This window comes from uncultured Faecalibaculum sp. (genome assembly GCF_910588395.1).
Taxonomy (GTDB): domain Bacteria; phylum Bacillota_I; class Bacilli_A; order Erysipelotrichales; family Erysipelotrichaceae; genus Faecalibaculum.
The window spans coordinates 1-21,859 of the sequence record NZ_CAJUPA010000001.1 but is presented as its reverse complement, the minus strand read 5'-3'; the positions used below and the strand labels follow the sequence as shown (position 1 = coordinate 21,859).

Here is a 21,859-nt window from a genome sequence, read left to right as displayed (position 1 = left end):
TAACCCCTTTCAAAGTGAAGGGGTTTTCTTTATAATGGGTATTGTATGTAAACAAGAAGGAGGATTATATACAAATGGCGAAAACATTCCAGTCCATGGACGGCAACACAGCTGCCGCCCATAACGCCTATGCTCTTTCCGAAATGAGCTGCATCTATCCGATCACGCCTTCCAGCCCGATGGCGGAAGTGATGGATGTCTGGGCGACACAGGGACGTAAGAACGCCTTCGACGAAGTGCTGAAAATCGCTGAACTGCAGTCTGAGGGAGGCGCTTCCGGCGCTGTTCACGGTGCGGCTCAGGCGGGTGTTCTCCCGGTAACCTTCACCGCTTCTCAGGGTCTGCTGCTGATGATCCCGAACATCTACAAGTGGGTCGGTGAAAACCTGCCGGTTGTTCTGCATGTGGCTGCCCGTTCTCTGGCAAGCCGTTCCCTGAACATCTTCGGTGACCACGAGGACGTATATGCAGTCCGTCAGACAGGTATCCCGATGCTGAGCTCCGGCTCCGTTCAGGAAGTCATGGATCTGGCCGGCATCGCCCACCTGGTTGCCATTGAAGCGCACACACCGTTCCTGCACTTCCACGATGGTTTCCGTACTTCCCACGAAGTGGACAAGATCGAAGTCTTCGACACAGACAAATACAAGGAACTGATCAACTACGAAGCTCTGGAAGAGTTCCGCAAGAACGCCATGCAGCCTCACACCAACCCTGTGACCCGCGGTGCCAACGAAAACGATGACATCTTCTTCCAGGGTGTGGAAGCCCGCAACAAGCACTACGAAAACGTGCCTGATGTGGTAGCCAAATACATGGACAAGATTTCCGAGATCACAGGCCGCGAATACCACCCCTTCAACTATGTGGGTGCCCCTGACGCAGAGCGTGTGATCATCGCCATGGGTTCCGTGAACGAAACAGCGGAAGAAGTGGTCAACGATCTGGTTGCCAAAGGCGAGAAGATCGGTCTGGTCAAAGTTCACCTGTTCCGTCCGTTCTCCACGAAGTACCTGCTGGAAGCCCTGCCGGAAACCACAAAGAAGATCGCTGTTCTGGACCGCACCAAGGAAGGCGGCGCCACAGGCGAACCTCTGTACCTGGATGTTCTGGCTTCCCTGAAGGACAAGGACATCGAAATCATCGGCGGCCGCTACGGTCTTGGTTCCCACGATACTGCTCCGAACCAGATCAAGGCTGTATTCGATGAGCTGAAAAAGGATGAGCCCAAGAACGGCTTCACTGTGGGCATCGAAGACGATGTGACCTTCACATCCCTGCCGGTTGACAAGGACTACATCATCGACAGCGACGCCACCGAGTGTCTGTTCTGGGGTCTGGGTTCCGACGGTACTGTTTCCGCCAACAAGTCCTCCATCAAAATCATCGGCGACAACACGGATATGTATGCACAGGGCTACTATGCATACGACTCCAAGAAGGCAGGCGGCGTAACCCGTTCTCACCTGCGCTTCGGCAACAGCCCGATCCACTCCACCTACTACATCAACAACGCGGACTTCATCTCCGTATCCCTGGACAGCTACATGTTCAAGTACGATCTGGCCCGCAACCTGAAAAAAGGCGGCACATTCCTGCTGAATACCACATTCGACAAGGATGAGATCGTGAAGCACATGCCCAACCGTCTGAAGAAGGAACTGGCTGACAAGGATGCCAAGTTCTACATCATCGATGCTACGGAAATTGCGCAGAACATCGGCATGGGCCGCCGGACCAACACGATCCTGCAGTCTGCCTTCTTCGCGCTGAACCCGCAGATCATGCCGCTGGACAAGGCTGTGGAACTGATGAAGGCTGCTGCCAAGAAGTCCTATGGCAAAAAAGGCGATGCCGTTGTTGAACTGAACTACAAAGCCATTGACGCCGGCAAGGACGGTCTGGTTGAAGTTGCGGTTGATCCGGAATGGAAGAACCTGCCTGTTTCCTCCCTGCGTGAAGAAACCGGTGACCCCTACTGGGATGAATATGCTGCACGCATCAATGGCCTGGAAGGCTATGACATGCCCGTATCCTCCTTCACCAAAAACGGTGTTCTGGATGGTACGATGCAGAACAACATCGCATTCAAGGAAAAGCGGACCATTGCCACAATGGTACCGGAATGGAACCCGGACAACTGCATTCAGTGCGGTTTCTGCTCCTTCGTATGCCCCCACGCCACGATCCGTACCTTCGCACTGACACCGGAAGAAATCGCAAACGCTCCGAAGGAATTCGAAGGCTTTGCCACTCTGCCGCTGATGGGCAAGAAGGATACCGACCTGCGCTGGCGTGTACAGGTTTCCCCCTCCAACTGTGTAGGCTGCGGTCTGTGTGCCAACGAGTGTCCGGGCAAGAAGGGTGAAAAGGCCCTGAAGATGGTCGATGTCAACTCTCAGCTGTACCTCGATCCTCTGGCTGACTACCTGTTCAAGGAAACCGAATACAAGAACGATCTGTTCCCGAAGGGCACCATCAAGGGTTCCCAGATGCTGATGCCGTACTTCGAAGTGCCCGGATCCTGCCCTGGATGCGGTGAAACTCCGTACTACCGTCTGGCTTCCCAGCTGTTCGGTCAGGATATGCAGATTGCCAACGCAACCGGCTGCTCCTCGATCTACTGCGGTGCCAACCCCTCCAGCCCCTTTGTCAAAGACAAGAACGGCAATGGTGTTGCATGGGCCAACTCCCTGTTCGAAGACAACGCTGAATTCGGATACGGCATGGCTCTGGCCAACAACTACAGCCAGTCCAAGATCTACAAGGCCATGGAAGAAAGTCTGGACAAGGTTCAGCCGGAACTGAAGGATCTGTTCCAGCAGTACCTGGATGCAGGCAACGACAAGGACAAACAGCGCGAGCTGGCTCCGAAAATCAAGGAACTGGTTGCCGAAGCTGATGTGGATGAAGATGTCAAGACACTGCTGCAGGGCGACCTGGTAGCCAAGAGCAACTGGATCGTAGGCGGCGACGGCTGGGCTTATGACATCGGTTACGGTGGTCTGGACCACGTACTGGCCAACGACGTGAACATCAACGTTCTGGTTCTGGATACCGAAGTGTACTCCAACACCGGCGGTCAGTCTTCCAAGTCCACACCCCGGGCTTCTGTTGCCAAGTTCGCCGCAGGCGGCAAGAGCACAGCCAAGAAGGATCTGGGTCAGATCGCCATGGCTTACGGACACGTATATGTTGCATCCGTATGCATGGGCGCCGACAAGATGCAGACTCTGAAGGCATTCCAGGAAGCCGAATCCTATGACGGACCGTCCCTGATCATTGCCTATGCTCCCTGTGCCGAACACGGCATCAAGGGCGGTCTGGGCAACCACCAGCAGGTTCAGCGTGATGCGGTGGAATGCGGTTACGTTGATCTGTACCGCTACGATCCGCGGAAGGAACAGCCGCTGACCATCGATACGAAGAAGCCGGCTGACTACTCCAAGATGAAGGACTTCATGCTGAAGGAAGCACGCTATGCGCAGCTCGTGAAGCTGAAAGGCCCTGAATTCGCAGAGAAGATGTTCGCCAAGGCAGAAGCTGACGCAAAACGCCGTCACGCCCGTCTGGAAGCAATCCGCGACAACAACATGTAATCATCCGGTTCAGGATGATCAGAAGGAGGGACGTGTTCCCTCCTTTTTTGGGTTTCTTCTATTTATGGGATAAAAGCGGTTCTGGGCTTGCGGGACATAAGCTGTTCTGGGCGTCTGGAAAGAGTAATTGTATTGAAGATCCTATAATCAAATTGGTTAGGAGGCATTGGACTAATGTGTACTTCAGTATTGTATAAAAACGGTTCCTACTCATATTTTGGACGGAACCTGGATCTTCAGTATGCCATGGGCAACCAGGTCATGGTCACCCCCCGGAATCTTCCGCTGAAATTTCGCAATGGCATGGAATTCAAGGAACACCCTGCGATGGTGGGCATGGCGCTGGCCCCGGATGGTGAATATCCTCTGTATTTTGAGGCAATGAACGAATATGGCGTCGGCATTGCCGGGCTGAACTTCCCGAAACTGGCAGTCTATAAAAAGGAAATCGAGGAAGGAAAGTCCATCGGACTGGCATCTTTCGAACTCATCCCCTATCTTCTGTGCACCTGCAAATCTGTGGCTGACCTGAAGAAGGAACTGGCGAAAATCACGGTTCTGGATACCAGCTTTTCCGCACAGTATCAGGCTTCTCCGCTGCACTGGCTGATGGCGGACAAGGATTCTTCCATTGTGGTGGAACCCCTGGAAGAAGGTCTTGTGGTTCACGATGATACGCTGAACTGTCTGACAAATGTTCCGGAGTATCCGGCTCAGTACTATAACTTCTGCAAGTATCAGAATCTGACGGGCAAGTATCCGGTCAACCGGATCACCCCGGATGTGGATCTGGATATCTACTGCTCCGGTCTGGGATCCAGCGGTCTGCCCGGTGGCGTAGACTCCATGTCCCGGTTTGTCCGCGTGGGCTTCACGCTGAACAATTCTGTGGCAAAGGAAACCGACGAAGATACACTGACGCAGTTCTTCCACATCATGCAGAGTGTGGCCATGGCCCGGGGTACAAACGAAGAACCCGGCAATCTGTGGGAAGTCACGCATTACACATCCGGCTGCAACCTGGCCACGCAGGACTTCTACTGGACGACCTATGGCAACCAGCAGATCAACGGACTGCATGTACAGGATCTGAACCTGGATGGCGACAAGCTGATCATCTATCCGGTCTCCGAAAAACAGGGCGTCAATTTCCTGAACTGAGGCTGACCCGGCCGAACACAATCTGTAATAAAAACCCGCATATGCGGGTTTTTATTATGCCTGACAGGCATAAAGCGAGTTGCTAAACCGGTATTTTGGCAATCTGCATCGGCATTTTACAATACAGACAGAAACCACGTTCAACAACAGGAGGATACCCATGACAGTAAAACAGACAGCAGGACGGAAACAGCTTGGGGATTTTGCCCCGGAATTTGCTCATCTGAACGACGACATTCTGTTCGGAGAAGTCTGGAACCGGACAGACAGGCTCTCTTTGAAGCAGCGGTCCATCATCACCGTGACCGCGCTGCTGGCACAGGGACTCACGGACTCTTCCTTTGTGCATCACCTGCAGACGGCGAAGAACAACGGTGTGACAAAAACGGAGATTGCAGAGCTGATCACCCATGCGGCTTTCTATGCCGGCTGGCCCAAAGCCTGGGCTGCGTTCCGGCTGGCGAAAGATATCTGGACCGAAGATGACCCCAAAGCGGATTTCCAGGAAACCATTCTGTTCCCGATTGGTGAACCCAATGATGCCTATGCGCAGTATTTTGACGGGCAGAGCTATCTGGCACCCATTGGCGGCGGCATCTCCAATGTGACCTTTGAACCAGGATGCCGCAATCACTGGCACATTCACAGAGCCGAAGAAGGCGGCGGACAGCTCATTATCTGTGTTGGCGGCCGCGGGTATTATCAGGAATGGGGAAAGGACCCGGTGGAGATGAATCCGGGAGATTCCATTGAGATTCCCGCCAATGTAAAACACTGGCATGGGGCGGCTCCGGATTCCTGGTTTGCCCACCTGGCTATGGGCATTCCCGGAAAAGAGACTTCCACCATCTGGGAAGAACCGGTGGATCCTGACTTCTACAACTCCCTGAAATAGAAACGACAGCGTTCTGAAACAGCTGTCTGACAGAACAAAACAACCCGGAATCTGCAGGCTGTTTGCCAGCAGGTTCCGGGTTTTTCTCTCCTGACTGCCTTTGGATCAGGCCCAGGTTCTGTACAGTGTGGCAGGAACACTGGCTGTATGCCACTGCCGGCTGATGACCTGACTGTCCGGATCAGCAAAGAGTTCCTGGAAATACTGAAAGTATTCGCCGGGAGACACAATGCCTTTTTTCCGGGGAATCCGGCAGCCGGCGGCTGTCAGGATGGTCTCGGCAAACAGAGAGCAGTTGGTGCCCATGACCCAGTAGGTCTTCCACTGTCCTCTGGTAAACTGCCAGAATTTGCAGCCGGTGCGCCAGAACAGCCGGCTGGCGTAGTCGGTGAACCATTGTTCCGGGTGCTGCCAGCCCTGGGGATCCTGCTGCAGAGGACAGGCCCAGCGGACCATGGAATTCATCATATCTCTGAGGGTGTTTCGCAGCGTGTCTTTCTGTCTGTCTGTCAGGATCAGTCCGAATCCATACAGCGTCGTTCCTTCATAAATGCAGGAATTGTTGATGTACACCTCCGGCAAAACGGTGAAGAACACTGCCGGTCCCAGTGTGCCTGCCAGCTTCTCTTCCTTTTTTGCATAATTGCCGTAGGAATACATGAGACCTTCAAAACAGAATGTCATATGCCCCACAGCGTGCACCCCTTCTGTGCCGGTGTGGATATAGACCGTCAGATCCGGTTCGGCATCGGTTTTCTTCCGGTCATAGCTGATGCTCCCATCTGTCCGGATGCGTTTTTCCATGGTTTCCAGCACCATGAAGGGAAGAAAGGTGACGAATGCCACCGGCAGAGATGTCATGTGGTTCAGGACCCGGTACCCCAAAGATCTTCTGCGTCGGGAGACAGAATGCACCAGCAGCAGTTCCAGTCCCTGAAACACCAGATACCAGCCCACCACGACCTGCAGCATCCGGCTGTCATGGTGACGGGCCAGAAACAGAAAGAGCGCCAGCGCCAGGTAGGCGCAGCCAAACAGCAGGGAAGATGGATCCTTCCAGTTGGACATGCCATCTGCATACGCCTGGAGAAAATAGCAGATGGCGCAGAACAGCATGTAGATTCCAAATGCCACACTGGCCAGCACACCGGGCATGAAAGCGACCAGGAGCAGCAGCGCCAGGGCGGCAGCAGCCAGAATGTAATTGACCCGGCTGCCGGTAGTGAAGCGGCGGATGAAGAGCACCAGCGTGGTGACAGCCAGAAAACCGGTCATGATCCAGTACAGCAGTCTGCCGGAGAGCCCCGGCCATACAAGCAGTCCCGCACCCGCAGCCAGAAAGAGCACAGCTGCTCCGAGTTCAATGATTTGTATTTTTTTCATGCTCCCATTGTAACAGACAGCCTGACCGGGTATGGTGGCAGGACTGTTGCTGCATGCTATAATCAAGTCCGTGAAAACAAAAACACTGACTTTGCAAAACAAAGCCGCCGCAGCTGAACTGCTGACCCGGCTGGAATCCTGCGAACCGGAGCAGCCGCTGCTGCTGGCGGTGATGCAGGATGGGGTGCAGGCTGATCCGGAGCTCATGGACCGGCTGATGAAACTGCAGATGACATCCGACCGGGTGTATGTTCTGTTCGGGACCCGGGATGATTTTGTGAATCCGGACGCCGGCAGAGATCATCTGCTGCAGAACACGCCGGCACAGACCGGGGAAGGAGAGGACTCATGAACTTCTGCTTTGACTGCGACGATACGCTGTATGATATGCGGCAGCCCTTTGATGCAGCCTGCCTGGCAATTCTTCCGGATCTCAGGGCGGACCCGGAAGAATTTTACGTCATGACCAGACAGCTGTCCGATGAAGTGTTTCATCTGGTTCAGGAAGGTGCCATGACCGTGGACGAGTCCGGTGCCTGGCGGATACAGGAAGGCTGCCGGCGTCTTGGCCAGCCCATCTCTCCAGAACAGGCACAGGCGTTTCAGCAGGCATACCGGCAGGCACAGAACGACATCCGGATGGATCCGGTGCTGGAAACATGGCTGTCCGGGACCTGTTCCGGGTTGTGGATTCTGTCCAATGGACCGGATGAGCACCAGCGACGGAAATTTGCCGCGCTGGATACGAAACGGTTCTTCCCGGAGAATCACACTTTCACCAGCGGGCAGATCGGATATGCCAAACCCGATCGCCGGGCTTTCGAAGCCGTCACGGACCAGCCGGAGGATTTCTGGTACATTGGCGACAATTACGTCAATGACATGGAAGGAGCCAAAGCTCTGGGCTGGCATACCATTCATTTCAACCGCCGGCACCAGGAATCAGGGCCGGCAGCTGATTATGCTGTTTATACAGAAAGTGAGCTGACCGCTCTGCTGCGGCAGCTGGAAGGAGAAAAACATGTTTGAAATCATCACAGATTCTGGATGCGATCTGCAGAGTGCACCTGGACTAACTGTCCTGCCTCTGAATGTCACCATTGACGGGCAAACCTGGCTGGATGGAGAAACCCTGTCCCGTCAGGAGTTTTACCGGAAGCTGGAGGACAGCGATGTCCTGCCCAAGACCAGTCAGATCGCACCGGGTGTCTATGAAGAAGCCATCCGGAAAGCGCAGGAAAACGGAAAGGATGTTCTGGTGATCTGCCTGTCCTCCAGACTCTCCGGCACATACCAGAGCGCCTGCCTGGGTGCTTCCCTCTGCGAAGGCAATGTATCGGTTCTGGACAGTGAATCCGTGACGATCGGCGAAATGATTCTGGTCAGACGGGCGACGGAGCTGCAGAACCAGGGGCTGTCCCTGGAGGAAGCCGTCCGAATTCTGGAGGAAGAGAAGAAACAGATCCGGCTGCTGGCGCTGCTGGATACGCTGGAGTATCTGCAGAAAGGCGGCCGGGTATCCAGTGTGGCTGCCATGGCGGGTACCCTGCTGAAAATCAAACCGGTCGTGGCAGTGGAAAACGGCGAGGTTGTCGTCAAGGGAAAAGCCAGAGGTGCGAAAAAAGGCCGGGCTTACCTCACGGATGCGATTTCCGCTTCCGGCATTGATTTCACCAGACCTGTTGCCCTTGGCTACACCGGTACGGATGATGCCACGCTGCAGGCGTATCTGGCGGAAAACGGTGATCTGCTCCAGGGGCATGAAGCCGAAACAGTCAATGTCGGCTGCGCCATTGGAACCCATACAGGTCCAGGAGCCATTGCCGCTGCCTGGTTTGAGAAGAAGAACAGCTGATGACTGCGGAAAAACTCACCATCGGCACACCCCTGGATACCGGCGCTGTCGTGATCGGCGATGTACCGGATACAGAAGGATTTGACCGGGCGCAAGTCTCCCTGGACGATTCGGGTTTCCATTTTACGCTGTCCCTGGAACCCGGTGCCCTGGTGCTGGGACTGGGAGAGGCTGTCCGGGGACAGAACAAGCGGGGGCATATCTATGAGTCCTGGAACTCGGATGATTTCAGTCATACCGAAGACAAACGCTCGCTCTACGGCAGTCACAATATGCTGCTGATTGACCGGCCCAGTCCGGAGATCTGGTTTTTTGACACACCCGGCCGGATCACCTTTGATGTGGCAGCCACAGATCCTGACAGACTCTTTGTGGATGCAGCCAGCCCGAATCTGACCATCTATCACCTGCAGGCTGCCACACCTCTGGAAGCTGTGCAGGAATTCCGGCGGCTTGCAGCCAAATCCTGGCTGCCGCCGCTTTTCGCCCTGGGGGCAGCCCAGAGCCGGTGGGGATACCGGACAGAAACAGAATTCCGGGAAATCGCCAGCGGGTACCGCCAGCTGGATCTGCCGCTGGACATGATCTGCATGGACATCGATTACATGGATGGATTCCGTGACTTTACGCTGAACCAGACGGAATTCGGAAATCTGAAACAGCTGAGTGCGGATCTGAAGCAGGATGGCATCCGCCTGATCCCCATCATCGACGCCGGCATCAAGGAAGACCCGGACTACGGTGTCTACCGGGAAGGGCTGGAGAAGGGATATTTCTGCACCATGGAAAACGGAGAGCCCTTCGTGGGTGCTGTCTGGCCCGGTTTTTCTGTCTTTCCGGATTTTCTGAATCCGGAAGCCGCTGCCTGGTTCGGCCGGCAGTATCAGGGTCTGCTGGATCTGGGCATTGAGGGATTCTGGAATGACATGAATGAACCGGCTCTGTTCTTCTCCCGTCCGGGACTGGACAAACTCAACCGGATCTGGGATCAGTTCCAGAAGGACAAATCCGGCTTCCTGTCCTTTGAATCCGCAGTCTCCGGTCTCAAAAACGATCCGGAGGATTATGCCCGGTTTTTCCACAATACCGGACAGGGGCGGATCTGCCACGAAGATGTGCACAACCTCTATGGCGGCAAAATGACGGAAGCGGCTTCCCGGTATTTCTCTCAGGCAAGAGAAGAACGGACGCTACTGTATTCCCGGGCCAGTCATATCGGTGCCCACCGGTATGGCGGAATCTGGACCGGCGACAACTGCAGCTGGTGGAGCCACATCAGTCTGCTGCTGGCACAGCTGCCTGCGCTGAATATGGCGGGATTCCTGTATGTGGGCTGCGATCTGGGCGGTTTCGGTCAGAACACCACGGAAGATCTGGTCCTGCGGTTCATGCAGGCCAGTCTGTTCACACCGCTGTTCCGGAATCATTCTGCCCTGGGAACCCGGCGGCAGGAACCCTGGCAGTTCAAAAACCTGGACGCTTTCCGTACTCTGCTGAAAGTGCGCTACCGTCTGATTCCCTATATCTACAGCGAACTGCTCAAAGCCAGGGAACAGGATTCTGTGATGTTTTCACCGCTGGCTTTTGTCTGGGATGATGAAATCAGCCGGCAGTGTGAAGATCAGCTGCTTTTCGGGCAGGAGGTAATGATTGCGCCGGTCACGAAACAGAACAGCACCGGCCGGATGGTGTGGCTGCCGGAGGCCATGACAAAAGTGGAACTCACGGAAACAGACTGCCATATGACCCCCATGGAAGCCGGCTGGCACTGGGTGGATATGCCCATGGATGCAGGTATCTTTTTCCTGCGGCAGGGAAAATCCATTCCTCTGGCAGCACCGGCAAACAGCACGGTCACACTGGACCGGGATCACCTCAAACTGGCGGGGCAGGGAAGCTATGAACTGTGGACGGATGACGGCATTCATCAGAATGCGGCTGTGAGCATCCGGACGATGGAGGCAACAACATGAACAGCAAATCCATGGAACAGAACGGATCACCGGAACTGATTCTGGTGCTCAATCGGCCCGATCCCCTGCGCAGGGACGTGAGCCTGGCAGTGCCCATCGCGCCCTTTGCCCAGGGCTATCCAGCGCCTTTCCAGGCAGAGGAGTGGCCTGCACTGCGCCAGACAACCCGAAACAGCGGACAGAAACTCTATGCCATGCTGCCGGGATTCATCATGGAGGAACAGCTGCCGGCACTGGATTCACTGTTGCAGCAGCTGCTGGATGCGGATGGCATTTATTATGGAGATGAAGCAGTGTACATGGCTGCAAAGGCAGCGGGGTATGAAGGCCTGCTGATCTTTCAGCCGGATACGCTGGTCTGCAGCAGTGCGGATGTGAAGACCCTGCAGCGCATGGGCGCGGATGTGGTTTCCCTGGCTCATGAACTGTCTCTGGAGGAAGTGCTGCAGATCGCCGGGAAAACCGGCGGGCTGGAGATTCAGATCCAGGGATATTATCCTGTTCTGACCTCCCGCCGCCGGCTTTTGAGCGCCTATGGTCAGGAAACGGGCAATCCACGGATTGGGCCAGGCGTATTCGAACTGCAGGAAAGCACCCGCAGCAGCCGGATCACGGTCCTGGAACAGGAAGCCGGCACGGTTCTGTTCTCTCCGGAAGCTGTCAGCAGTCTGAAACAGCTGCCACAGCTGCAGGCAGCCGGAATTGACCGAATGCGCATTGACAGCCGGTTTCTGACACCGGAACAGAGAGACCGGACAGTTGCACTCTGTCAGGCAGTTCTGCAGGGCAAAGCGGCAGAGGATGACTGTATCGGCAGTGATGCCATCTGGCACCGTCAGAGCGTCAAGACAAAGGGGGAGTCACTGTGATTGAACTGCTGGCACCGGCTGGCAATCTGGAAAAAGCCAAAACAGCCATTGACTACGGGGCAGATGCAGTCTACATTGGCGGCCAGGCATTTTCCCTGCGCTCCCGGGCGTCCAATTTCAGCATTGAACAGATCCGGGAACTGACAGACTATGCCCACGCCCGGAACGCGGCGGTGCATGTGACCGTGAACATGATTCCCCATGAAGAAGACCTGGAGGGGCTGGATGACTGGCTGAAAGCCCTGGATGATGCTCATGTGGATGCGATCATTGCCGCCAGCCCCTGGATTCTTGACCGGGCCCGCCGGCTTGGCTGCCGGTTTGAACGCCATGTTTCCACTCAGCATTCCTCCGTGAATTCCGCCACTGTGAAATTCTGGCAGAATCAGGGCATGGACCGGGTGGTCCTGGGACGGGAATGCACGATGGAACAGATCCGGCAGATCTGCGAACATTCCGACATCGCCATAGAAGCCTTCATTCACGGCGGGATGTGCGTATCTTATTCCGGGCGGTGTGTCCTGAGCAATCATCTGACCAACCGGGATGCCAACCGGGGTGGCTGTGCCCAGTCCTGCCGCTGGAAATACCGGATTTTTGAATCCGGTCCCGGGAAAGAAGAGCTGACAGCGGAAAACAAACTCTTTTCCATGTCCAGCAAAGACCTGCGGGGGCTGCGGGAAATCCCTGTGCTGATGGAAGCCGGGGTCGCCTCCCTGAAAATCGAAGGCCGCATGAAATCCGCCTATTATCTGGCCACGGTGGTCAGCACCTACCGCCGTCTGATCGATGCAGTCAATGCGGGTGAGTCCATCACAGAGGAGTTCCTTGAAGAACTGGAACAGCAGCTGGACAAAGCGGAGAACCGCCCCACCGGACCGGGATTTCTGGAAGGGATTCCGGACAGCCATATGCAGCTGTACCGGGAACATGCGGAACTGGTGACCCAGGAGTTCACCGCTCTGGTTCTCTCTGAGCGGGATGAGGAGGGCTGGATCCGGATTCAGGTCCGGAACCGGCTGGATCCCGGGCAGGAGCTGGAGATCTTCGGACCGGATATTCTGCCGCAGATCATTCATTTTCAGGATGTGCTGGATGATGAAGGACAGCATCCTGCCATTCTGAACAAGCCGATGCAGGAGGTCAGAGTCCGCTGGGACGGACTGGTGCAGGCTGGCGCCATGATCCGCAAAACCCTGAAGGGAACCGGGAATTGAACGGTTCCCTTTTCTTCATCCCGCAGAGGCTGCGTCACCGGATGACACCAACCATATATTGGGATTATAATTATGGGTACGAAAGTGAGAATGACTTCCATGAAACTGAGTGAAAGCTTTTTTTATACGCTGCGGGAAAATGCCCGCGATGAAGACAGCATCTCCAGCAACCTGCTGGTGCGTGCGGGAATGATCAAAAAAGTCTCCAACGGCATCTACATGATCATGCCCATGGGCAAGAAAGTGCTGAAGAACATTGAAGAAGTAGTCCGGGAGGAAATGGACGCCAAGGGTGCCCAGGAACTGCTGATGCCAGCCATCATTCCGGAGGAGGTATACATCAAGTCCGGCCGCCGGGAAGCCTTCGGCGCCAACATGTTCACCCTGAAGGACCGCTATGGCAAATCCTACTCTCTGGGTCCCACCCATGAAGAACTGTTCACCGTGGCAGCTGCCATGGACGGTCGCAGCTACAAGGATTTTCCCTACAACCTGTATCAGATCCAGCACAAATACCGGGATGAACCCCGGCCCAGATTCGGTCTGATCCGTGTGCGGGAATTCATCATGAAAGATGCCTATACCTTTGATATCAATGAAGAAGGACTGGACGAAGGCTATCGGAAAATGTATGACGCCTACTGCCGGATCTTTGACCGGCTGGGTCTGGACTACCGCATTGTCAAGGCGGATACCGGTGTGATGGGCGGCCTGCTTTCAGAGGAGTTCCAGGCACTGTCCTCCATTGGCGAGGATACGGTGGTGCACTGTCCGGAATGCGGCTTCTCTTCCAATCTGGAGATCACCGAAGTGCCGGATGTGGCGGAAACCGAAGAGGCAGAGCTTCTGGAGATGGAAAAGCGGCACACGCCCAATGCGGGCACCATTGAAGAGATTTCCGCATTCCTGGAGCGGGAACCGTCCGATTTTGTCAAGACGCTGATCTATGACGCAGATGGCAAACTGTATGCCTTCTGTCTGCCCGGAGACAGGGAACTGAACGAAACCAAAGCCGGCAAGCTGCTTGGAGCGCTGGAGCTGAACCTGGCCACTCCGGAACAGGTGCAGAAAGCCACCGGGGCTGCTGTCGGCTTTGCAGGTCCGGTGGGTCTGGACATTCCCGTGATTCTGGACCGCCAGGTGCTGAAGAAGAAAAACTTCATCGTGGGTGCCAATGAAACAGATCACCACTTCCTGAATGTGAATCTGCGGGATTTCGAACCGGCCATGACAGCGGACATCGCGCAGGTGCAGGAAGGGGACATCTGTCCGAACTGCGGCAAACCGCTGCTGTTTGAACACGGCATCGAAGTGGGCAACCTGTTCAAGCTGGGAACCAAATACGCCGAAAGCATGGATCTGAAGTATCTGGACGAAAACAATCAGCTCAAACCGGTATGGATGGGCAGCTACGGCATCGGTCTGGAACGGTGCATGGCAGCTGTGGCAGACCAGCATCATGACGACGCGGGTCTGATCTGGCCTCTGGAAATTGCACCCTTCCAGGTTGCCATTGTGCCTGTATCCATGAAGAACGAAGCCCAGGCCAAGGCTGCACAGGAGCTGTATGAAGAACTGAAGAAAGCCGGCGTAAAGGTGCTGCTGGATGACCGTCCGGAACGGGCCGGCGTGAAGTTCAAGGACATGGAACTCATTGGCATTCCGTACCGGGTGACGATCGGCCGGGGCATTGACAATAGCATGGTGGAATGGACAGAACGGGAAAGCGGTATCAAAGAAGAGATTCCCGCCGATCTGGTCCGGGAACGCATTTTAAGCCTGCTTCACTGAACTGTATTTCATTGAAATACAGGTGTTCATATGGTAGAGTATAGTTTGTTTCAAGCAACTCCAGCCTCCTATTGAGCCGGAGACTGGCCTGGAATTCCCAAGGAAGGAGCAACCCCATGAACAAAAACATCCACATCGGCAACCGGCAGGTACTTCTGAACTATTCCCAGTCCTACCCCAAGAACCGGGAAACCCTGCTGGCTTCTCCCGCTTTTCTGAAGTTCGTGACTTACTTCATCGGACAGCAGAAAGAAGCAAACCCCGAGATGTATGACTATCTGCGCCAGGACGGAAAGTATTCCACCGCCGAAGCAGCGGTCAAAGTCGTTCATTTTCTGAGAGAACTCGCTGTCTTCCAGCTGGATGAAATCGAGAGCCCGTATCTGAAAGACGTGGATCTTCTCCTGGAGATCATCGAAGACGCCTATCACGAATGGCGAAGCCTCCAGCGTTTTGGCTTCATGACTTCCGACAATGCACCGGATTTCGGGATCAATACCCTGGTGTACAAAGATTCCCATCTCAATGACCTGATCCTGCGGACCTACCGTCTGTTTGAGGAAAAACTCAAAGGCCGCCCCAACCTGGTCTACCGTCAGGTGCAGGCTGGCACCAATGCCTGCTTCTCGGTTCACCACCAGGAGGCGCCTTTCGCAGAAGGTTACGAGAAACTGGCTGAGATTCCGGTCATTGACACCGTCATGCTGCGCACACCCATGATCCTGCATCCGAAATCCAGCAAGCGGACCGGCATGTTCACGGAAACGGATGTCAACCCGATGAACTACCTGAACCTGAACCCCGAGGAATGGTTCTGCTTCCCCATGAAGGTGGGCGGTCTGCTGTGCTATGTGTATTTCAATGCAAAATACACCGCCAGTGCCCTGTCTCTGGCAAACCTGTTTGAAATTGCCACGAAGGAAGAAACCAGTGCCAAACCGGACCTGGTGGTGATTTTCGGCAACGAAGACGGCAAAAACGCCACTGAGTTCTATCACGATACCGACAACGACATCTGGGTTGGCTGCATTTCCGATCACCCCCGGATCGAATACTTCGGATATCTGAAGAAAATGTCCCTGACGCTGCACAACCTGGCCATGATGGAAAAAGGCTGGCTGCCCATTCACGGCGCCTTCGTGAACATCACCCTGAAGGATGGCCGCAAGAAGGGCATCATGCTCATGGGCGATTCCGGCGCAGGGAAATCTGAGTCCATTGAAGCTCTGAAGGCAGCGGGCAAGGACAAGATCAAGGACATCGAAGTTGTCTTTGATGATATGGGCACCATTCACCTGGAAAACGGTGTTCCCTACGGACAGGGAACGGAAATCGGCGCTTTTGTCCGGCTGGATGACCTGGATCCGGGCACAGCTTACCGGGATATGGACCGGTCCATTTTCATGGGTCCCGAAAACAAGAACGCCCGGATGGTTTCTCCGGCGGCTCCCTACCGCGTTGTGGTGCACAACCATCCCATCGATCTGTTCTGCTACGCCAACAACTATACGGACAAACTGGGCATGACCGAACTGTCTGTGGAAGAAGCCAAGGAAACCTGCAAGATGGGCAAGCGGATGGCACTGGGCACAACTCAGGAAGTGGGCATTTCCACCACCTATTTCGCGAACCCCTTCGGACCGATGCAGAAACAGGAAGTCTGCGAACCCATCATTGACGAGGTTTTCACCGCACTGAAGAAGAACGGCACCTATCTCGGTGAGATTTACACCCACCTGGGATTCGACAAGGAAAACCGGGATGGAATCAATGATGCGGCCAACCAGCTGCTGTCCTTCATCACCGAGGAATAACAATCAGACCGATTAGAAAGTGAATTGACGCATGAATCTCTATTCTGTGTATTCCCCTGACCGCATCCGGAAAGCCATGCTGGAAAGCTATGGATGGATGGCCGGCGGGCTGGTGATTACCTTCGCTGTTTCCGCGCTGCTGTATTCCAGCGGTACGTTTCTCAATCTCCTGATAAACATGCCCGCGCTGAGTCTGATCCTGGCTCTGGTTCAGATCGTTCTGACCATAGCCATCAGTGCCGGCCTGTACCGCATGAGGGAATCCACCATGAAGGCGCTGTACATCCTGTACGCAGCCACCATGGGCATCTCCCTGACCAGTCTTGCCTATGTCTATGATCTGGGCACGATTGCCCTGGCATTTCTGGTCAGTGCGGTCTATTTCCTCTGCATGGTGGCCGTTGGACTGACCACAAAGCGGGATATGACCAAAATCGGCACGATCTGCTTCTGTGCGCTGCTGGCGCTGGTGATCACACAGCTGGTGATGCTGATCTTCCGGGTACCGATGATGATGAGACTCATCGCCATCCTGGGACTGATTGTCTTCACCGGCCTCACGATCTGGGACATTCAGCGGCTGCCGGCTCTGCTGGCGCAGACCGAAGGCACGATGATGGAAGGCAAAATGGCCATTTTCATGGCGCTGGAACTGTATCTGGATTTCATCAACATTTTCCTGTACATCCTTCGTCTTCTGGGCAGCCGCTCCAGCAACAACTGATCATTCCGGAAAACTGGCAGCTTCTGCCAGTTTTCTTTTTCCTCGCTGATTGCCTGCTATACTGCAGTCAGAGGCGGAACCGACAGAGACCGGTGTATGGCTGAAGGCAGCAGCAAGATAACTGACTATCGGATTGAAAAGCTGCAGCGGACTCATCCGCAATGGCCGAACTGCAACAGGAACTGATCGAAACCGCCGGAACAAAAAAGAGCCGGGGCAGCTGACAAAAGCTGTTCCGGCTCTGTTATGCATATCAGGAAGAATCAGGATTTCTCATCCAGCAGGCAGGGAAGGGTGTCTGCCAGCGAATTCACAATGATATCCGCTCCGGCATCTTCCAGTTCCTGGCGGGATCCGAAACCGGAGAGCAGACCGATGGAGGGAAGTCCATGGGCTTTGGCTCCCAGAATGTCATGCTCCCGGTCGCCGATCATGATGGCAGACTGCCCGGGAAAGGCATCCAGCGCCTCCTGGATGATGTCGGCCTTGTGGACTTTGGATTCGTCCAGAGAAGCCCCGAAGACACCATCGAAGTACTGGCGGATGCCGAAGTGTTTCAAAACGATTTCTGCAGACACTTCCGGTTTGGAAGTCGCCACAGCGAGGGTTTTTCCGGCTTTTTTCAGGGTTTCCAGAACCTGGATGGTGTCCGGATACAGCTTGTTTTCGTATATGCCTTTGTCCTCGAAGTATTCCCGGAAACGGAGCACGGATTCCCGTGGATCCACTCCATAGACTTTCTGCAGCTCCGGTCCCAGAGGAGGTCCGATGAATCGCCTGCAGTTGGCGTTGGTTTCTTCAATGCCGTAGGTTTTCAGAGCATATACCACTGAATTGGTGATGCCTTCTTCCGGATCGGTGAGTGTACCGTCCAGATCAAAGAGAATGAGATCTGCCATACAGGGAACTCCTTTCCATAATAATGATAAAAAAAGGACCATGTGGCCCCAGTTTTTATGTCCGTTGGTGGGGACAGCGGGACTTGAACCCGCACGAGATTGCTCTCAACGGATTTTAAGTCCGTTGCGTCTGCCGATTTCGCCATATCCCCAAATGGAGGTTCCGGCCAGATTCGAACTGGCGGTCACAGAGTTGCAGTCTATTGCCTTAGCCTCTTGGCTACGGAACCATGTCGCTTGCGCCTGTTTATAATACCGTGAATACGGAATTGGCGCAAGCATTTTTTTATTTTCATTACGGCAAAACCAAGAAGGCGAAACCGGGGAACAAAACAGAAGCGGGGTATTGTAAAAGACGGATGATCAAATCATGCCGGGAGGCGGCTACCGGAGATCTCAGGCAGCTTGCGGGCAGCTGATCTGTTCGCTGCAGGATGCATCAGTACCCAGGCAATCGCTGTGGCTGTCCGCTGCAGCACATCCTGATAATGGTTGCCGGGATCCAGCTGGAAGACGGCTTGAATAGCGTGCTCTCTGCACCAGCGCTCAACAGCTTCCAGTGCGGGCTTCTCCGGAGCAAGATACTCGTTATCCGTGTTGTATTCCTCTTCGGAGCAGGACAGGAAGATGCTTTCCGGCAATGCAGGAACAGACTGCTGCAGAAACCAGTTTTGAAAGCCGGGAAACCACAGGGAAGGGGACGCTGCCGCAACCCGGCTGAAATCCGGTGTACGACACATGACCCACAAGGCAAAGAGACCCGCCAGGGAATACCCTGCAAGAATCCGCGGGCCAGGCTCCCTCAAACGCCGCTCCGCCTCCGGCACAATCTCCTGCAGAAACACAGGCAGATAGTCTGGCGCTCCCTTCTGACAGGCGACATACTGCGGCCAGCCCGCGGGCGTTGACCAGGGAGCCAGAATGACACTCCATCGGTCATAAGGAACCGTGACTGTCACCAGGGAAAAATCAGGGAGATCTTCCTTCTCCAGCAAAGGCAGCACATTCCGGCTGTATCCATCCAGACCATGAAGATACACCACCGGTGCATGCGGCGACAGAGAAGGGAAAACATGGACATTCAGATCCTGCAGCTTAAACTGCTGTTCACATGTATGCGTCATACAGGCATCATAGACCGGTTTCATTGCCGCCACCTGTGAGGTGCATCAGCCAGACAGCGAATGGGTGAACGATTGCCTGCAGCCAAAAAAGCGAAGGCAGACACGCCTTCGCTATCATGGATTCCAATTTGACAATCACCATTCGCTGACAGCTGTCTTTGACTGACGCTACCATTGGCAGGGAAACGCAAACAGCGACCCTCCGGCCAGTACTGCGCCAGACTCACTCCGTCACGATTCTGATCCCCTCCGGCTGACCCATGACCTGTTCCACGTATTCCTTCACATATCGCCGGCTGCAGTTCTGACCCTGCACCAGCGTCACATACTGACTCGCTGCCTCATCATCGGTATAGTCCTGCAGCAGCTGCGTATTGTAGCGGCGCAGATCCGACGATATCCACGTCACTGTCGGCGTGAAACTCGGGTCGGTGATCGTGGCTATTTTCGCATCAAAGTCGTAATTCATCGTAAACTGCGCCATACCGCCCACCATCGTGTAATTCTGGTCCTGTCCGGAAATGAAATTTCCCAGGGAATAGTACACCAGCGTTTCCTGATCCGCGCTTTTGATGATCTCCGCCGGCTGTATCACATGGGGATGCGAACCGATCACCGCCTCCACCCCTTTGTCATGGAGATACTGTGCCACTGCCTTCTGCATGTCATTGGGCTGGTTCTGGTACTCCACACCCCAGTGCATCGACACGATCTGCACATCGCTCTGGGCAATCAGCGGATCCAGAATCCGGTCCATCAGATCGTAGTCCACTTCTCCGGTCTCCTCGTTCTTCACAAAGACATTCACCAGCCAGGGCTTGTCCTCCGGCAGCACATAGCCATTCAGTCCGTACGTGAAACTCGCCAATCCCACCCGGATTCCGTTGATCTCCATCACCGCCGGGATATTCTGACTCTGGGCATCTGGATAGGTGCCTGTATAGAAAATCTCCGGATACTTCTCATTCACATACGCCATCTCCGCCAGCAGACCATCCGCTCCGGCATCCATGGAGTGATTGGAACTGGTGGAGAACCAGTTCAGTCCCATCCCCGCCAGCGTATCAATCATCTCCAGCGGTCCATTGAAAGACGGATAGCCGCTCAGACCGAATGCATCCCCGGCACAGGGTGTCTCGAAGTTGATGTACGACAGATCGGACTTCTGAAAATACGGCGTCACTTCCGAATACATCCCGGAATAATCCCGGTTTCCGGTATCCTGTTCATGATACACAAACAGCGTATCATGCAGCAGATTGTCCCCCACGCCCGTAAACGTGAACGACGCAGTATGCGCAGTCTGTTCTCCCTGATCCGCAGCCTCGCCGGGAACCGGCGCAGAACCGGTCCCGCTTCCGGTGCAGCCTGCCAGACCCAGACACAGCGCAGCGCAGACCAGACTGTACCCGGGCTTCCTTGTTCTTTTTCTCATCATGAATAAAGTTTATCATTTTGAATTCAATTGCTGTTGGTTATTCCGTAAAATCCGCTATGATAGCTCCAGAAGGTGTAAAAATGAAACCCAGAAATCCACTGAAACAGCTTCCCAGCATCCGGGAACTCGATAAACAGAACAAACACATCCATCTGTGCATCTCCATCCTCATGATCATCCTCAGCGCCCTGGGACAGACATTCGTCATGCAGGTCTTCATGGAACCCTGCAACCTGATCTCCGGCGGTTTCACCGGCATCGCGCTGTTCATGCAGAAAGTCCTGGCCAGAATCGGCATTCCGTTCTCCACCTCTCTGGGCATTCTGCTTCTGAACGTCCCCGCCGCCCTCTGGGCCTACAAACGCATCTCCAAGCGCTTCGTCATGCTCACCGCCATGCAGTTCACCCTGGTCTCCGTCTTCCTGGAAATCTTCACATTCACCCCCCTGGTGGAAGACAAAGTGCTGAACATCCTCTTCGGCGGCATCGGCTGGGGCTTCACCATTGCCCTGGCATTGCGCGCCGGGGGAAGCACCGGCGGAACAGACTTCATCGCCCAGTACGTCAGCACGAAACTGCACAAGAGCATATTCGAGTATGTCTTCTACGCCAACTGTGTCATGTACGTGCTCTATGGATTCTCCTTCGGCTGGCTCGCCGCCGGATATTCCATCCTCTTCCAGTTCCTCTCCACCAAAGCGATATCCTCCCTCTACCAGCGCTACTCCCAGGTCACCGTGCAGTTCACCACCACCGACCCCGACCAGGTCGCCGATGCGTTTTTCACCGTCTGCCGCCACGGCATGTCCATCATTGACGCCACCGGTGCCTACTCCGGACGGAAGTATTACATCTGCCAGGCCGTGATTTCTTCCTACGAACTCCCGGACGTGATCGCCAACGTGCGGAAAGTCGATCCCAAAGTCCTGGTGAATACCTTCAACACCAGCAGCTTCTACGGGTCTTTCTACCAGCAGCCCATTGAATGAGCCCGCGCCGATGCATGGCTGCGCCATGAAGACAGGGCAGTCAGTCCGAACGACGATAACAGATACATGTCACGAATCGAGTAGAGACTAGGTCCCTCTCACACCACCCAGCGTGCCGTTCGGCACTG

17 protein-coding genes and 2 tRNA genes are annotated in these 21,859 nt (G+C 54.8%); 13 read left to right on the top strand and 6 right to left on the bottom strand.

Annotated features, from left to right (window positions below; translation table 11 throughout):
* Nucleotides 1–74 precede the first annotated feature (74 nt).
* The 3 genes from nifJ (at nucleotide 75) to QZ305_RS00085 (ending at nucleotide 5,655) form a co-directional block, all read left to right on the top strand.
* Nucleotides 75–3,599 (top strand): pyruvate:ferredoxin (flavodoxin) oxidoreductase, encoded by a 3,525-nt coding sequence (nifJ, locus tag QZ305_RS00095; protein ID WP_294729427.1) that lies wholly within the window; start codon nucleotides 75–77, stop codon nucleotides 3,597–3,599.
* Between the two features lie 174 nt (nucleotides 3,600–3,773).
* Nucleotides 3,774–4,760 carry a choloylglycine hydrolase gene (gene bsh / locus QZ305_RS00090; RefSeq protein WP_294729425.1) on the top strand — a complete coding sequence of 329 codons (987 nt, stop codon included), beginning with the start codon at nucleotides 3,774–3,776 and terminating at the stop codon, nucleotides 4,758–4,760.
* A gap of 160 nt (nucleotides 4,761–4,920) precedes the next feature.
* Nucleotides 4,921–5,655, top strand: a complete 735-nt coding sequence (locus tag QZ305_RS00085) for a carboxymuconolactone decarboxylase family protein (protein ID WP_294729423.1) — start codon at nucleotides 4,921–4,923, stop codon at nucleotides 5,653–5,655.
* Nucleotides 5,656–5,760: 105 nt separating this feature from the next.
* Here the strand turns inward: QZ305_RS00085 and QZ305_RS00080 are convergent, their stop codons facing one another.
* Nucleotides 5,761–7,038: a hypothetical protein gene (locus tag QZ305_RS00080; protein WP_294729422.1), complete on the bottom strand. Its 1,278-nt coding sequence runs from the start codon at nucleotides 7,036–7,038 to the stop codon at nucleotides 5,761–5,763.
* A 70-nt stretch (nucleotides 7,039–7,108) separates the two neighbouring features.
* Between QZ305_RS00080 and QZ305_RS00075 the strand changes: the two genes are divergently transcribed.
* The 9 genes from QZ305_RS00075 (at nucleotide 7,109) to QZ305_RS00035 (ending at nucleotide 17,281) form a co-directional block, all read left to right on the top strand.
* Nucleotides 7,109–7,390 carry a hypothetical protein gene (locus tag QZ305_RS00075; RefSeq protein ID WP_294729420.1) on the top strand — a complete coding sequence of 94 codons (282 nt, stop codon included), beginning with the start codon at nucleotides 7,109–7,111 and terminating at the stop codon, nucleotides 7,388–7,390.
* Nucleotides 7,387–8,067 (top strand): HAD family hydrolase, encoded by a 681-nt coding sequence (locus tag QZ305_RS00070; protein ID WP_294729419.1) that lies wholly within the window; start codon nucleotides 7,387–7,389, stop codon nucleotides 8,065–8,067. Before QZ305_RS00075 ends, QZ305_RS00070 begins: the two co-directional genes overlap by 4 nt.
* Nucleotides 8,060–8,893 (top strand): DegV family protein, encoded by an 834-nt coding sequence (locus QZ305_RS00065; RefSeq protein ID WP_294729418.1) that lies wholly within the window; start codon nucleotides 8,060–8,062, stop codon nucleotides 8,891–8,893. The genes QZ305_RS00070 and QZ305_RS00065 overlap by 8 nt, the downstream gene beginning before the upstream one ends.
* Nucleotides 8,893–10,866, top strand: coding sequence for a TIM-barrel domain-containing protein (locus QZ305_RS00060; RefSeq protein ID WP_294729416.1), 1,974 nt, complete (start codon nucleotides 8,893–8,895; stop codon nucleotides 10,864–10,866). The genes QZ305_RS00065 and QZ305_RS00060 overlap by 1 nt, the downstream gene beginning before the upstream one ends.
* On the top strand, nucleotides 10,863–11,735 hold the full coding sequence (locus tag QZ305_RS00055) for a U32 family peptidase (RefSeq protein WP_294729414.1): 873 nt from the start codon (nucleotides 10,863–10,865) through the stop codon (nucleotides 11,733–11,735). Before QZ305_RS00060 ends, QZ305_RS00055 begins: the two co-directional genes overlap by 4 nt.
* Entirely contained in the window at nucleotides 11,732–12,952 is a 1,221-nt protein-coding gene (locus tag QZ305_RS00050) for a U32 family peptidase (protein WP_294729412.1), read from the top strand. The genes QZ305_RS00055 and QZ305_RS00050 overlap by 4 nt, the downstream gene beginning before the upstream one ends.
* 99 nt (nucleotides 12,953–13,051) lie before the next feature.
* Entirely contained in the window at nucleotides 13,052–14,743 is a 1,692-nt protein-coding gene (locus QZ305_RS00045) for a proline--tRNA ligase (protein ID WP_294729410.1), read from the top strand.
* Between the two features lie 116 nt (nucleotides 14,744–14,859).
* On the top strand, nucleotides 14,860–16,557 hold the full coding sequence (locus QZ305_RS00040; protein WP_294729409.1) for a hypothetical protein: 1,698 nt from the start codon (nucleotides 14,860–14,862) through the stop codon (nucleotides 16,555–16,557).
* Nucleotides 16,558–16,588: 31 nt separating this feature from the next.
* Nucleotides 16,589–17,281: a Bax inhibitor-1/YccA family protein gene (locus QZ305_RS00035; protein ID WP_294729407.1), complete on the top strand. Its 693-nt coding sequence runs from the start codon at nucleotides 16,589–16,591 to the stop codon at nucleotides 17,279–17,281.
* Nucleotides 17,282–17,544: 263 nt separating this feature from the next.
* Here QZ305_RS00035 and QZ305_RS00030 read toward each other — a convergent pair whose 3' ends face one another.
* The 5 genes from QZ305_RS00030 to QZ305_RS00010 form a co-directional block, all read right to left on the bottom strand.
* Nucleotides 17,545–18,180, bottom strand: coding sequence for an HAD-IA family hydrolase (locus QZ305_RS00030; RefSeq protein ID WP_294729406.1), 636 nt, complete (start codon nucleotides 18,178–18,180; stop codon nucleotides 17,545–17,547).
* A gap of 65 nt (nucleotides 18,181–18,245) precedes the next feature.
* A tRNA-Leu gene (locus QZ305_RS00025) sits at nucleotides 18,246–18,332 on the bottom strand.
* A 3-nt stretch (nucleotides 18,333–18,335) separates the two neighbouring features.
* Nucleotides 18,336–18,410, bottom strand: a tRNA-Cys gene (locus tag QZ305_RS00020).
* Nucleotides 18,411–18,548: 138 nt separating this feature from the next.
* Complete coding sequence (locus tag QZ305_RS00015; protein WP_294729405.1) at nucleotides 18,549–19,304, bottom strand: alpha/beta hydrolase-fold protein; 756 nt, start codon at nucleotides 19,302–19,304, stop codon at nucleotides 18,549–18,551.
* Between the two features lie 223 nt (nucleotides 19,305–19,527).
* Nucleotides 19,528–20,742, bottom strand: a complete 1,215-nt coding sequence (locus QZ305_RS00010) for a CapA family protein (RefSeq protein ID WP_294729404.1) — start codon at nucleotides 20,740–20,742, stop codon at nucleotides 19,528–19,530.
* An 80-nt stretch (nucleotides 20,743–20,822) separates the two neighbouring features.
* Here QZ305_RS00010 and QZ305_RS00005 point away from each other — a divergent pair, with 80 nt between their 5' ends.
* Nucleotides 20,823–21,731, top strand: coding sequence for a YitT family protein (locus tag QZ305_RS00005; RefSeq protein WP_294729402.1), 909 nt, complete (start codon nucleotides 20,823–20,825; stop codon nucleotides 21,729–21,731).
* Nucleotides 21,732–21,859: the final 128 nt, after the last annotated feature.